The organism is Streptomyces sp. NPDC002324 (assembly GCF_053593335.1).
Genome location: NZ_JBSFCF010000023.1, coordinates 76957 through 90184, shown reverse-complemented (window position 1 = coordinate 90184; position 13228 = coordinate 76957). Strand labels below are relative to the sequence as shown.

Here is a 13228-nt window from a genome sequence, read left to right as displayed (position 1 = left end):
GGTCGCCGACATACTAAGGTAAGGGTTACCTAATTCACAGAGTGCTCCTGGTGAGGGTTGTCCCGAGGGCGGGACGGCAATCCACGGAGGATCTACAGTTCGACCCGCACTCGCCCTACAGTTAAGGCAAGCCTCATCAAAGAAAGTTGAAGACGTGGGGACCTCTACGGTCCGGGCGGCGAAAGGCCCCCGCGCGGCACTGCTGCTGACACTCTCGGCCCTGGCCCTGCTCGCCCTGTGCGCCCTGTCGATGGCGTTCGGCGCGCTCGGCGTCCCCCTCGACCAGGTGTGGCACACCCTGCTCGGCGACGCCCCCGACGCCCGTGTCGACAGCGTCATCTGGTCCGTACGCCTGCCCCGCACCGCCCTCGGGCTCGCCACCGGCGCCGCCCTCGGTCTCTCGGGTGCGCTGATGCAGGCACTGACCCGCAATCCGCTCGCCGACCCCGGCATCCTCGGCGTCAGCGCGGGCGCCGCCTTCGCGGTCGTCCTCTCGGTAGGCGTGCTCGGCATCTCCTCGGTGTACGGCTACATCTGGTTCGCCTTCGGCGGCGCGTTCGCCGCCAGCGTCCTGGTGTACCTGCTGGGCGGGCTCGGCCGGTCCGGCTCCACGCCGGTCAAACTCGCCCTGGCCGGGGTCGCCGTGACCTCCCTGCTGTTCTCGCTGACCAGCGCCATCGCGCTCACCGACCCGGACGCCCTCAACCGGTACCGGTTCTGGAGCGCGGGCTCGCTCGCCGACCAGGACGAGGGGGTCCTGCTGCGCGTCCTGCCGTTCCTGGCCGTCGGGGCGCTCCTCGCCCTCGCCTGCGCCCCGGCCCTCAACAGCCTCGCGCTCGGCGACGACGTGGCGAAGTCGCTCGGCCTCAAGCTCGGCCTGGTCCGCGTCCAGGGCGTCCTCGCCGTCACCCTTCTCACCGGCGGAGCGGTCGCCGTCATCGGACCCGTGGTCTTCGTCGGCCTGGTCGTCCCGCACATCGCCCGCGTCCTCGCCCAACTGGCCGGCCTCGGCCCGGACCACCGCTGGCTGCTCCCCCTGTCGGCCGTCCTCGCCCCCTGCCTCCTGCTGGCCGCCGACATCGCCGGCCGCCTGATCGCCCGCCCCACCGAGATCCAGGCGGGCATCCTCGTCGCCTTCCTCGGCGGCCCCTTCTTCATCGCCCTGGTCCGCCGCCGACGCCTCGCGGAGCTGTGACATGACGTCTCGACGACGGAGTCATGAGCCCCGGGCGGACACGCGGCGAGAGCCCCGACTCCTGCCCGCCCGGCCGGCCCGCATCCCGGCGTCCGTGGCTGCACCGCTTCGCGATCACCGACCCCCGCCTCGGCGACCCGCGATCACCGGCCCCTCCCATCGCCAACTCCCCGCCTTCGGAACCGTGGTGACGACGCCCCGTGAAGACCAGACCCATGGAGTGGTGAGCCGATGACCACCGATCTCGTGCCCGTGCCGCCCGCGAAGGGCGTCGCGGAGACGGCCGCCCGGCGCCGCACGGCCGACCGTCTCGCCTTCCGGCTCCCCGTGCCGCCCGTGTCCGGTGTCGTACGGCCCAGGCTGCTGGGCATCTCCCTGCTGCTCGCGGCCGCCGCGTTCCTGGCGTTCGCCGTGGAGACCTCGGTCGGGGACATCGACCTCCCGCTCACCGACGTGCTGAAGGCCCTCGCGGGCACGGGCGACCCCGGCACCGAGCTGATCGTCCACGAACTGCGGCTGCCGCGCGCCCTGGCCGGGCTGCTCGTCGGCATCGCGTTCGGCATCTCCGGAGCCCTGCTCCAGACCGTGACGCTCAACCCGCTCGCCAGCCCCGACATGATCGGCATCACCCAGGGCGCGGGCGCGGTGGTCGTCGCCGGGATCGTCCTCGGCTGGGACGGCGGCCTCGGCACCCAGGCCCTCGGCCTGCTGGGCGCGTTGACCGCAGGACTGCTGGTCTACCTCCTGGCCTGGAAACGCGGCACCACCGGCTACCGCATCGTCCTCGTCGGCATCGGCGTCGCCTGGATCTGCACCAGCATCACCGACTACCTCCTGGCCCGAGGCCAGCGCTTCCAGGCGCAGGCCGCCCTCGGCTGGCTCGTCGGCAACCTCAACGGCCGCACCTGGGACCAGATCGGCCCGCTCGCCGTCACGATGGCCGTGCTCGTGCCCCCGGCGGTCCTGCTCGGCCGGCAGATCCGCGTGCTGCAACTCGGGGACGACGTCGCCAAGGGCCTCGGCACCCGGGTCCACACCGTCCGGGTGGCCGTCCTGCTCATCGCGGTGGGGCTCGTCGCCTTCGGCACCGCGACCGCCGGACCCGTCGCCTTCGTGGCGCTCGCCGCACCGCAGGTCGCCCAGCGCCTGGCCGGCACCCCGTTCCCGCCACCCGTCGCGGCGGGGTTCACCGGTGCCGTGATGGTGCTCGTGTCCGACCTCGCCGCCCGGAAGATCGTCCCGGACACGGAACTCCCGGTCGGGATCGTCACCGGGGTGCTCGGCGCCCCCGTCCTGCTGTGGCTGCTCATCCGCGCCAACCGCGCCGGTTCAGGAGGCTGAAGACGTGTCATCGAAGTACGAACCGGCCACGAAGCGCGAAGCCCGCGCCGAAGCTCCGGTCGCGGGCCCCACCGAGGGCCCCGTCGAAGGCCCCGAGCTGCGCGCCGAGGGCCTGCGCCTGGCCTACGACGACCGCATCGTGGTCGAGGACCTCGACCTGGTCGTCCCCACGGGCCGCGTCACCGCCATCGTCGGCGCCAACGCCTGCGGCAAGTCCACCCTGTTGCGGGCCCTGGCCCGGCTGCTGACGCCCAGGGCCGGCGCCGTTCACCTCGACGGCCGAGCGGTGCACTCCATCCCGACCCGGACCCTCGCCCAGAAGCTCGGCATCCTCCCGCAGACGCCCGTCGCCCCCGAGGGACTGACGGTCATCGACCTGGTGGGGCGCGGGCGTTCACCGCACCAGACGTGGTGGCGACAGTGGTCGCGCGGCGACGAGGAGGCCGTGCACGAGGCGCTGCGGGCGACCGCGATGACCGACCTCGCGCACCGGCCCGTCGACGAACTCTCCGGCGGGCAGCGCCAACGCGCCTGGATCGCCATGGCCGTGGCCCAGGGCACCCCCGTGATGCTGCTGGACGAGCCGACGACGTACCTCGACCTCGCCCACCAGATCGACGTCCTCGACCTGGTCACCGACCTCAACCGGCACCAGGGCCGCACCGTCGTCATGGTCCTGCACGACCTCAACCAGGCCTGCCGGTACGCCGACCACATCATCGCCATGAAGGGCGGGCGCATAGCGGGCGAGGGCGCCCCCGCCGACGTCATCACCGCCGACATGGTCGAGGACGTCTTCGGGCTGCGCTGCCTCGTCGGCGAGGACCCCGTCAGCCGTACCCCCATGGTCATTCCGATGGGCCGGCACCACGAGGGCACCGACGCCGACACGGGCACTCGTACGGACGGGGCCACGGCGGCGGTGCCCGTGTCGGGCGCCGCCGGCTGACCCGCCGCCGACGGCGCCCCGTCCCTCACGCCCGTCCTGACGCCCGTCCCTGACCTCCGGACCGTCACGGGCGGGCCGTCAGGTAACCCCCCATCGTGCGGAAGTAGTCCGTCGCCGTGTGCTCGGTGCCGTCCTCCGTCCGTACCCGCTCGACCACCAGCCCCGGCAGCCGTCCGGAGCGGGCGTCGGCACCCGCCACGATGACGACCCCGTCGCCCTCCCGGATGAAGATCCGCCCCGGTGTGCCGCCGTAGCGTCCCTCGGAGACGGAGGCCGAGACGATCCGGATCCGTTCGCCCCGGTGGTGGGTGAAGGCGTTGGGGTACGGGTCGGACTGGGCCCGTACGAAGCGCTCCAGGTCCTCGGCGGGCCAGGTCCAGTCGATCCGGCTGTCCTCCAGGGACCGCTTGTGGAAGAAACTCGACCGGGACCGGTCCTGTGGCGTCCACACGGCCTTGCCGGAGGAGATGAGTTCGAGCGAGTCGGTGACGAGCGGGCCGATCAGGTCGACCGTGCGGTGGAACAGGTCCGTCGCCGTGTCCTTCGGTCCGACCGGCACCGAACGCTGCAACAGCACGTCACCCATGTCGAGTTCGCCGTCCATGCGATGGGCGGTGACACCGACCTCCTTCTCGCCGTTGATGAGCGCCCAGATGAGCGGGGAGAACCCCGCGTACGTCGGGAGCAGCGAGTCGTGGATGTTGAGCGTGCCGTGCGCCGGCAGGTCGAAGATCTCGGGCGGCAGCCAGGTGCGCCAGTTGTTGGCCACGATGAGGTCCGGATCGGCCTCCTTGAGGGCGCGCAGCAGTTCCTCGTCGCCCGGCCGGTTGCGCAACAGCACCGGCACACCGTGCTGTTCGGCGAGATCGGCGACCGAGTCGTTCCAGATCTTCTCGTACGCGTGATCGCTCTTGGGATGCGTGACGACGAGTACCACATCGTGTCCGGAATCCAGCAGCGCACGCAGCGTCCGATGTCCCCACGTCTGGTATCCGAACATGGCGATCCGCATATGAGCCCTCCTCAACCGTTGCTAGGTAAGGCTTACCTTATCTAACATGTCTCTGCTGGGGGAGGCGGTGTTCCTGCCGGGGCGACTGTGTGGACCCCTTTTCTCGACGAAAGGCGATGACGCGGTGACGATGCTGCACACCGGGCCGGATTCCATCTACGACGTACTGGGGATCGGATTCGGCCCGTCGAATCTCGCGCTCGCCATCGCCCTCCACGAACACTCCGCCGGGGCCGGCGCCGAGGACGAACTCCGGGTCGGGTTCCTGGAGAGACAACCCCGGTTCGGCTGGCACCGCGGCATGCTCATCGACGACGCCACCATGCAGGTGTCCTTCCTGAAGGACCTGGTGACGATGCGTGATCCCACCAGCGACTTCAGCTTCCTGTGCTACCTGCGCGAGCAGGGCCGGCTCGTCGACTTCCTCAATCTGAAGACCCTGTTCCCGCTGCGCATCGAGTTCCACGACTACTTCGAGTGGGCCGCCGCCCGCGTCTCCCACCTCGTCGAGTACTCCGCCGAGGTCGTCTCCGTGCGCCCCGTCACCCGGGACGGCGAGATCCGTTACTTCGACGTCACCAGCCGCACCCCTGGCGACCCGGACCACTTCACCGTCCGCCGCGCCCGCAGCATCTGCGTGGCCGCCGGCCTGGAACCGCACCTCCCGCCCGACGCCGCCCTGTCCGACCGCGTCTGGCACACCAGCGAGTTGCTGCCCCGCGTCGAGCAGGCCCAGCGCACGGGACGGCCGATACGCCGTGCGGTCGTCCTCGGCGCCGGACAGAGCGCGGCGGAGGCCGTCGACTACCTCCACCGCAGCTTCCCCGAGGCCGAGATCTGCTCCGTCTTCGCCAAGTACGGCTACACACCCGCCGACGACAGCCCCTTCGCCAACAAGATCTTCGACCCCGAGGCCGTCGACCTGTACTACGGCTCGCCCCGCGAGGTGAAGCAGTCGCTGTTCGACTACCACCGCAGCACCAACTACTCCGTCGTGGACATGGATCTGATCGAGTCGCTGTCCCGGTCCATGTACCGGGAGAAGGTCCAGGGCCGCGAACGGCTGCGGATGATGAACGTCTCCCGCCTGCGTGAGGTCGAGGAGGGCTCGGACGACGTCAGGGTGACCGTGGAGTTCCTGCCGACGGGAGAGCGCGAGACCCTCTCCTGCGACCTCCTTGTCCACGCCACCGGCTACCGGCCGCGCGGTGTGGGCGACAACCTCGGGGAGATCGGCAAGCTCTGCCTGCGTGACGACGAGGACGCCCTCCGGGTCGGCCGGGACCACCGGGTGGCCACCGCCCCCGACGTCAGCGCGAACATCTACCTCCAGGGCGGCACCGAGCACACCCACGGCCTCACCTCGACGCTGCTCTCCACCACCGCCGTCCGCGCCGGGGAGATCTGCGCCTCGCTCCTCGCGCGCCGCGCGACGGACCTGGCGACGACGGAGGTCTGAGCGTCCGACACCCGGGGTCGAGCACGGGCGGTACGTGCACGGCCCCATGGGCGTCCGAGCCGACCGTGCCCCGCCCACGCCTACCGCCGGCCGGCGTCCCCGTCGACCGCGCCCCGGCGGCGCACTCCCCGGGCCAGCGCGCCGCCCAGGAACCCGGTCACGAGTCCCCAGAGCACGGCGAGCCCGAGCGCGGTCCACAGATGGGGCCGCAGGAACAGTTCCCCGCCCAGGTCGCCGCCGAGGTCGCCGATGCCGATGACCGACAGCCCGTAGTGCGCGGAGATCCGGGCCACGAGACAGACCATGAGGACGGTCAGCGCGAGAGCCGCCGCCATGTGCACGGCGTGCTGCCACAGCCGTACCCGGGCGGGGGAGCGGGCCGCCATCACGAACGCGGCGACGACCAGCAGGACGGCGTTCACGGCGAGCAGCCACCACACCCGGCCGTCGTACTCGGCGAGCGAGCCCAGGTTCAGGGTGGACACGTCGGGCCCGCGCACCACCTCGTCCAGGATCTTCGGCATCGGCAGTCCGAACGGCCCCTCCACCTGGCTGTCCCAGGTGGCGCCCAGGCCGATCGTGAAGGCCAGCCACGTCACGTTCGGCAGGCCCAGCAGGATCACCGCGGCCGTCTCCGCGGCGTGCCCCCGGGTCAGCGCCACCACGACCGCGATCACCAGCCCGAGGCCGACGTACGCCAGCAGCAGCCCGACCATGGCGTACGCGGCCGGGCGCACCGACTCCTGGAACCGCAGCAGCCGCGGCGGAAGCGGCGCCCCGCGCGAGACCAGCAGCGCCAGGACGAGGACCCCGGCGAGCCAGAGCAGTCCGAAGAACAGGGTCGGTGCCATGGCCGTCTCGAACCCCACGTCGGCGGAGGTGCCGAAGAAGTCGCCCACGTCGCCGAGCGGGATGTCGAAGGTCTGACGGGCGGCCAGTGCGAGGCCGATCAGTGCCGCCAGCCACAGGACGGCGATCCGGGCGGCCCAGCCGGCGAGTTCGCCCGCCCCCGTGACCGCCCGGTGGCGCAGGGGCCGCAGGAACCCGGCGGCGATCACCAGCGCGCCCACGAGGGTCACCGACAGCGGGATCACGGTCAGGCCCGCCCGGGTCTCTGCGATGGACCCGGCGCCGCCGGAGAGCTCGATCGTGCCGCCCACCGCCGTCACCACGGTGGCCGCGACGACCCGGGGGAACGCGCCGTCAGGGAGGTCCGCCGCGCCCGCCGCCCACAGCCCGAGCGACGCCACCACGATCATCGCGATCAGCCCGGCCAGCACGGCCGCCAGGGCCTGGAGCCAGCCATGGCGGGCGACCGCCCGCTCGGGTGCGGTCGCCTGCCGGGGAGGCAGGGTCCGGTGACTCACTCTTGCCACGCTAAGCACGGCCGAGACTCTCCGCGCGCCGGGAGGCCCGCCGCCCGCTCGGCTTGCGGGCTGCACGGTGCCAGGGCACACAATGGCCCTGTTGCGCAATAAAACGGCGCAAAACAGATGAAATAGGCCAATATCTGATATTTGCCTATGTGAACCATGTGTGCCGCCGCGAAGTCCTGACGCGAAGTCCCTACGCCGGGAGAAGACCCGTGAGTTCCGAACAGCCGTCCTCCGGCCGCCCGACAGGACCGCCCTCCGGCCCGTTGTCCGGGCCCCAGCAGCCCAGCCCCACCCCGCCCGACCCGACGCGGCCGAGCGGTCAGGTGCCCCCGGAGCCGTCGGGCGACGCCTCGGGCCCCGACGGCACCGGCGGGCCGGGCGGAACGGGAGGCTCGGGCGGTTCCGGCGGTGGACCGAGCGGCCCGGCGGGACCGGGCGGCCAGGGAGGTCCAGGTCACCCGTGGTGGCGGTCCGCCCCTCGCATCGCCCTCATGGTCACCGCGGCCGTCGTCGCGGTGGTCCTGGTCGTCGTCCTCACCCGCTCCGACGACTCCGGCGGCTCGGCCGACGGTGAGGTCTTCCTCCAGGCCGCGGGAAAGTCGGGCCCCGACCCGTTCACCGAGTCGACGGCCACCGACAGCTCCACCCCGCCCGAGACCCCCACGACCACACCGAGCAGCTCGGAACCCGCCAACGTGACGCGTGCCGTGGACGGTTCGTCCCCCGGCCTCTACGGCGGCACCCGCAACGTCTCCAGCTGTGACGTGGAGAAGCAGATCAAGGTGCTCGGGGCGAACCCCGCGAAGAACGACGCGTTCGCCTCCGTCGCCGGAGTCGAGCCCTCCGGCGTACCCGCCTACCTGCGCTCACTCACCCCGGTACAGCTGCGCATGGACACCCGCGTCACCAACCACGGCTACCGCGACGGCGCCGCCACCAGCTACCAGGCCGTCCTCCAGTCCGGCACCGCCGTCCTCGTCGACGACCGGGGCGTGCCCCGGGTGCGCTGCGCCTGCGGCAACCCGCTGAAGCCGCCGGTCGCGCTGAAGACCACGCCGGAGCCCAAGGGCGACTCCTGGCCGTCGTACCGGCCGCAGAACGTCGTGGTCGTCGAGCGCGCGACGACGGTCATCAACGTCTTCGTCCTCTACGACCCCGAGCACGACGACTGGTTCACCCGGCCCGCCGGCGACACGGGCGGGAAGGACAAGAAGACCACCCCGCCCGTCAACCAGCCCTCCCCGTCGACGTCGACGTCGTTCTCCGAGGAACCGCCCTCGAAGTCGCCCAAGCCGTGTCCCTCCTCCCCGGGCGGCGCGACGGAGACCGAGAAGAACAGGGACGCCGACCACAGCGCGAGCCCCTGCCCCTCCTCGTCCTCGGTGACCCCGTCCACCTCGCCCCCGTCGGCGCCGGAGACCCCGTCCACCTCGCCGCCGTCGGCGCCGCAGAGCCCCGAGACGGCCGAGGTGCCGCCGGACGACACCACGACCTCAGGGTCGGCGTCCCTCGACAGCGTCCCGGAGTCGGTCGCCCCGGGTTCCTGACGGGCCGGCGGCGCCGTACGGGGCCCTACCGCCTCACTCGTCGATCGCCGACCCGAACAGGGCGTCCACATGCGGCGCCCCGAGGGAAGCGGCGTTGTACGTCCACGACCCGGCCGCCGTGACGCCGCCCGAGCCCGCCGAGAGCACCCAGACATGACCGTCGCCGGTGTTCTCACCCGGCGCGGCGGCCAGCAGTCCGAAGCGGCCGTCGCTGTTCGGGTCGGTCAGCCGGACCTGGGCGCCCCACTTGTCGCCCTTCTCCGCGGCGCCCGGCACGTCCGTGGAGTTCTGGTCCCAGGACCTGGCCCCCACCGAGGTCAGCCCGGCGGCGGAGCCGCGCAGCACCCACACGGCGCCCGCGTCCTTGACCGTGCCGATGTCCTCGCCCGCCGCGCCGATCGCCACGTCCGCGTACCCGTCCCCGTCGGTGTCCGCGACCGACAGGTCCGAGCCCCAGCCGTCACCGGCCTCGGCGACACCGGGCACACCGGGGGAGTCCTGCACCCACCAGTCCGGATCCGCCGCCGGGCCGTCCGGACCGCCGAGACGCACGCCGACCAGCCCGCCGGTCTGCGTCTCACCCGGCTGGTCGTCCGGGGAGTTCGGCTCACCGGTCACCAGGTCGTCGTACCCGTCGTTGTTGACGTCCCCGGACGCCGCGACCGGACCGCCGCGCAGATCGCGCTCGTACTTCAGCCCGTCCGCGTTGCCCGACAGATACGCGGACCACCCGTACCCGGGCTCGTCGCCCAGGCTCAGCCCGGACACGACGAGGTCGGCGAAGCCGTTCTTGTCGTAGTCGCCGGTGGTCATGGACACGGGCCGGATGTCACGGGCCTCGGCCTTCGCGCCGAACCGCTGGGTGGACTGCCGGCGCATCGAACTCCGCGCCGCGTCGTCGTACGCGAACAGTTCCACGCCGTACGGGTCGAGGACGGCGAGGATGTCGCCGTCCGTCTCGGCGGTGAAGCGGCCGGCGGCCAGACCGGTGCCGAACTGCTCGCCAGCGGCGGGCTCCTCGGTCTCCAGCCAGTCGCTCGCGGCACCCTTGAGCCCGGCCTTCGAGCCCCACAGGACGGCCACGCCACCGGCGTCCTTGACGGTGCCGATGTCCTCGCCGGGGATGCCGACCACCGCGTCGTCGAACCCGTCGCCGTCCAGGTCGCCCGTGGCGACCGCCCGGCCGAACCCGTCGCCCGTCTCGGCCGCGCCCGCGACCCCGGACGTCGACTGGCTGAACCTGGCGACATCGCTGGTGCCGATGCCCTTGGCCGAGCCGTACTGCACGGTCACCAGACCCGCGCCGCTCTTGCCGCTCACGGTGGCACCGGGCGCGCCGACGAGGACGTCCTCGTAACCGTCACCGTTGAAGTCGCTGTTGCGGTCACTGGCCCGCGTACTGCCGGGCGAGCCGGCGTACGCGGACGGAGCGGTGGCGATCGCCGCGCCGGAGACAAGAAGAAATGTGGCAGCGGCCAGCGCTGCCGAACGGCTCTTGCGCATGTTCGGCTCCTCGAAGTAAGAACGGCCGGGCAGCGCGGGGGTGTCCGGAAAGGGCCCGTTCCTTGTCCGGCGCCCTGTTCGACACCGCGTGGTGAACAAGGGTTGTACGGGAGTACACGGCCAATTCAGGAGGCCCGGGTTCCGGACGCGCTCGCGGCGGAGTGGCCGTCCCCGGGGGCCGCGCGGGCCGGGCGGATGGGGTGACCGGCGGAAATGGAGTGGCGAAGCGGCCCGGTGACCGCCGATGCTCGTCCGTATGAGTGACCATGGTGCGACCCGTCCCGACGACCGGCCCCTGCCCGAGAGGAAGCCCGGCTGGGGCGACCGGTTCGTCGGCCCCGAGGGGGACCCGCGCGGCGACGGAGGGTTCGAGGGGGAGCGGGCCACGCTCGTGGGGTATCTGCGCAACCAGCGGCTGACCCTGGAGCTGAAGTGCGCGGATCTGGACGCCGAGGCCCTGGCCCGCCGTTCGGTGCCGCCGTCGAACATCTCGCTGCTCGGCCTCGTGCGCCACCTGGCCGGCGTGGAACAGTACTGGTTCCGCCAGGCGTTGGCGGGCGAGCCGCCGTCGCCGCGCCACTATCGCGCCGGGGACGACCCGGACGGGGACTTCAACGACGCCGTCGCGGACCCCGAGGCCGTCGCCGACGCCTGGAGGACCTGGCGGCGCGAGGTCGACTTCGCCGAACGCTTCGTGGCGGCGGCCCCCGATCTCGCCGTCACCGGCCGCCACGACGGCGAGCCCATCGCCCTGCGCGAGGTCCTCGTCCACATGATCGAGGAGTACGCCCGCCACAACGGTCACGCGGACTTCCTGCGCGAACGCATCGACGGCCGCGTCGGGGAGTGACGCCCGGGAGCGGGTTCCCGACGATGCGGGTTCCCGACGATTTCCCTGAGGGCGGAACGCCGACCCCTTCCCCTCCGGCCCGAGGTTCCTAGGCTGGAGAAGTGAGCCAACACGCCTCGAACGAAGCCCGCGTCATCCCCCTTCGCCCGGCTACGGCGGGTCCGGCGGCGGTCCGCCCGGCGACCCCCCGTCCGGCCGGCCCACCCGCCAGGGAACCCCTCTGGCGTGACCTCGTCGGTGACGTACTGCGCCGCGAACGACTGGCTCAGGAACGCACCTTGAAGGACGTCGCCGACGAGGCCCGCATCTCGATGCCGTACCTCTCCGAGGTGGAACGGGGCCGCAAGGAGGCCTCGTCGGAAGTCCTCGCGGCAGCCGCCCAGGCCCTGGGCCTGAACCTCGCAGACCTGCTGTCCCTGGCGCAGACGGAGCTGACCCGCCACACACCCCGCAGCACCACCCGCACCACGCCCAGGGCCCCCTACAACGGCCTGTGCCTCGTGGCCTGACGTTCGCCGGCGGCCCTCAGACCCCCACCAGCCGCCGGTTCAACACCTCGTCCGCCAGCCCGTACGCCACCGCCTCCTCCGCCGTGAACACCTTGTCCCGATCCATGTCGGCCCGCAGATCGGACACCTCGCGCCCGGTGTGCCGCGCGAGCACGCCCTCGACCTGGGCCCGGATCCGCACCATCTCCTTGGCCTGCAGGGCGAGATCGGAGACCGTGCCCTGACGGCCCCCGCTCGCCGGCTGCCCCAGCAGCACCCGCGCGTGCTCCAGCACGAAGCGCCGCCCGGGGTCCCCGCCCGCCAGCAGCACCGCGGCCGTCGAGGCCGCCTGCCCGACGCAGAACGTCGAGATCGGCGCGCGTACGTAGGACATCGTGTCGTAGATCGCCATCAGCGAAGTGAACGATCCCCCGGGCGAGTTGATGTAGACCGCGATCTCGCTCTCCGGCGCCGACGACTCCAGGTGCAGCAGCTGCGCGATGACGACGTTGGCCACCCCGTCGTCGATCTCCGTACCGAGGAAGATGATCCGCTCGGACAGCAGCCGGCTGAACACGTCGTACGACCGCTCGCCCTGCGGCGTCCGCTCGACCACGTTCGGAATCGTGTACGTCCCCATCACTGCAGTCCCATCCGTCGGCGTGACGAGGCCGGCCGCACGTCGTCGAGCGCCTCGACGACCCGGTCGACCATTCCGTACTCCCTGGCCTGTTCGGCCGTGAACCAGCGGTCGCGGTCGCCGTCACGGGAGATCGTCTCCTCGGTCTGGCCGGTGTGCTCCGCGGTGATCCGCTCGATGGCCCGCTTGGTGAACTCCAGGTTCTCCGCCTGGATCTCGATGTCGGCGGTGGTGCCGCCGATGCCCGCCGACGGCTGGTGCATCATGATGCGCGCGTTGGGCAGCGCGTAGCGTTTGCCGTGGGCGCCCACGCTCAGCAGGAACTGACCCATGCTCGCCGCGAAGCCCATCGCCAGCGTCGAGACGTCGTTCGGGATCAGCCGCATCGTGTCGTAGATGGCGAGGCCCGCGGTCACCGAACCACCGGGGCTGTTGATGTAGAGGCTGATGTCGGTGCGCGGGTCCTCCGCCGACAGCAGCAGCAACTGGGCACAGACCCGGTTGGCGGAGACCTCGTCGACCTGGGTGCCGAGAAGGACGATCCGCTGCGCGAGGAGCTGCGCGGCGAGATGGTCGTCGAAGCGCGACGCCGGGGTGTCGCCCTCCTCGGCGCGCGGGGCGAGCGTCGGGGCCCGGCCGGTGGTCAGTGGAGCCACGGTTCCTCCCTGGGGGTGAACACGACCGCGGTGGCCGCTGTCTCCACTCTCCCCACGAACCGCCCCTCACCTGGCCTTTCTCTGCCCACGGCAGATTCGCCGACAGCAGAGCGGCGACCGCCCGCCGTGATCCGCCACAGCGGATGCCCGCGCCACCGATGAGTTTCGGAAGCAGGATCGGTCGATACAGAGACGACACACCCCCGCCCGAG

General features: G+C 72.0%; 12 protein-coding genes. 7 read left to right on the top strand and 5 right to left on the bottom strand.

All coding sequences use genetic code 11. From position 1 onward, the window contains the following. Positions 1–154: 154 nt before the first annotated feature. The 3 genes from ACWCRJ_RS27330 (at position 155) to ACWCRJ_RS27320 (ending at position 3485) form a co-directional block, all read left to right on the top strand. Positions 155–1195, top strand: a complete 1041-nt coding sequence (locus ACWCRJ_RS27330; protein ID WP_450941783.1) for a FecCD family ABC transporter permease — start codon at positions 155–157, stop codon at positions 1193–1195. Between the two features lie 231 nt (positions 1196–1426). Continuing rightward, positions 1427–2536: a FecCD family ABC transporter permease gene (locus ACWCRJ_RS27325; protein ID WP_450941782.1), complete on the top strand. Its 1110-nt coding sequence runs from the start codon at positions 1427–1429 to the stop codon at positions 2534–2536. A 4-nt stretch (positions 2537–2540) separates the two neighbouring features. Next, the gene (locus tag ACWCRJ_RS27320; RefSeq protein ID WP_450941781.1) at positions 2541–3485 is read left to right on the top strand and encodes an ABC transporter ATP-binding protein; all 945 of its coding nucleotides are present in this window, start codon (positions 2541–2543) and stop codon (positions 3483–3485) included. 64 nt (positions 3486–3549) lie between these two features. On the opposite strand, the gene ACWCRJ_RS27315 is transcribed toward ACWCRJ_RS27320, so the two are convergent. Beyond that, positions 3550–4497, bottom strand: a complete 948-nt coding sequence (locus ACWCRJ_RS27315) for a methionyl-tRNA formyltransferase (RefSeq protein ID WP_450941780.1) — start codon at positions 4495–4497, stop codon at positions 3550–3552. Positions 4498–4621: 124 nt separating this feature from the next. Between ACWCRJ_RS27315 and ACWCRJ_RS27310 the strand changes: the two genes are divergently transcribed. Continuing rightward, positions 4622–5956: a lysine N(6)-hydroxylase/L-ornithine N(5)-oxygenase family protein gene (locus ACWCRJ_RS27310; RefSeq protein WP_450941831.1), complete on the top strand. Its 1335-nt coding sequence runs from the start codon at positions 4622–4624 to the stop codon at positions 5954–5956. 80 nt (positions 5957–6036) lie between these two features. Here ACWCRJ_RS27310 and ACWCRJ_RS27305 read toward each other — a convergent pair whose 3' ends face one another. Further along, the gene (locus tag ACWCRJ_RS27305) at positions 6037–7323 is read right to left on the bottom strand and encodes a streptophobe family protein (protein ID WP_450941779.1); all 1287 of its coding nucleotides are present in this window, start codon (positions 7321–7323) and stop codon (positions 6037–6039) included. A gap of 218 nt (positions 7324–7541) precedes the next feature. On the opposite strand from ACWCRJ_RS27305, the gene ACWCRJ_RS27300 reads away from it, so the two are divergent. Beyond that, positions 7542–8879: a DUF6777 domain-containing protein gene (locus ACWCRJ_RS27300; protein WP_450941778.1), complete on the top strand. Its 1338-nt coding sequence runs from the start codon at positions 7542–7544 to the stop codon at positions 8877–8879. Between the two features lie 33 nt (positions 8880–8912). Here the strand turns inward: ACWCRJ_RS27300 and ACWCRJ_RS27295 are convergent, their stop codons facing one another. Then, the gene (locus ACWCRJ_RS27295) at positions 8913–10382 is read right to left on the bottom strand and encodes an esterase (RefSeq protein ID WP_450941777.1); all 1470 of its coding nucleotides are present in this window, start codon (positions 10380–10382) and stop codon (positions 8913–8915) included. Between the two features lie 256 nt (positions 10383–10638). On the opposite strand from ACWCRJ_RS27295, the gene ACWCRJ_RS27290 reads away from it, so the two are divergent. Together ACWCRJ_RS27290 and ACWCRJ_RS27285 are read left to right on the top strand one after the other, a co-directional pair. Beyond that, a complete protein-coding gene (locus tag ACWCRJ_RS27290; protein ID WP_450941776.1) occupies positions 10639–11232 on the top strand; it encodes a DinB family protein in 594 nt (197 codons plus the stop codon). A gap of 101 nt (positions 11233–11333) precedes the next feature. After that, positions 11334–11741 (top strand): helix-turn-helix domain-containing protein, encoded by a 408-nt coding sequence (locus ACWCRJ_RS27285; protein ID WP_450941775.1) that lies wholly within the window; start codon positions 11334–11336, stop codon positions 11739–11741. A gap of 16 nt (positions 11742–11757) precedes the next feature. On the opposite strand, the gene ACWCRJ_RS27280 is transcribed toward ACWCRJ_RS27285, so the two are convergent. Further along, positions 11758–12360, bottom strand: a complete 603-nt coding sequence (locus ACWCRJ_RS27280; RefSeq protein ID WP_450941774.1) for a ClpP family protease — start codon at positions 12358–12360, stop codon at positions 11758–11760. Further along, the gene (locus ACWCRJ_RS27275) at positions 12360–13016 is read right to left on the bottom strand and encodes an ATP-dependent Clp protease proteolytic subunit (protein ID WP_450941773.1); all 657 of its coding nucleotides are present in this window, start codon (positions 13014–13016) and stop codon (positions 12360–12362) included. Before ACWCRJ_RS27275 ends, ACWCRJ_RS27280 begins: the two co-directional genes overlap by 1 nt. Positions 13017–13228 lie beyond the last annotated feature (212 nt).

Bases quoted from the DNA above. Each gene is read 5' to 3' on its own strand.
- ACWCRJ_RS27295 (WP_450941777.1), bottom strand. From the start codon at position 10,382: ATGCGCAAGAGCCGTTCGGCAGCGCTGGCCGCTGCCACATTTCTTCTT.
- ACWCRJ_RS27325 (WP_450941782.1), top strand. From the start codon at position 1,427: ATGACCACCGATCTCGTGCCCGTGCCGCCCGCGAAGGGCGTCGCGGAG.
- ACWCRJ_RS27280 (WP_450941774.1), bottom strand. From the start codon at position 12,360: ATGGGGACGTACACGATTCCGAACGTGGTCGAGCGGACGCCGCAGGGC.
- ACWCRJ_RS27315 (WP_450941780.1), bottom strand. From the start codon at position 4,497: ATGCGGATCGCCATGTTCGGATACCAGACGTGGGGACATCGGACGCTG.
- ACWCRJ_RS27290 (WP_450941776.1), top strand. From the start codon at position 10,639: ATGAGTGACCATGGTGCGACCCGTCCCGACGACCGGCCCCTGCCCGAG.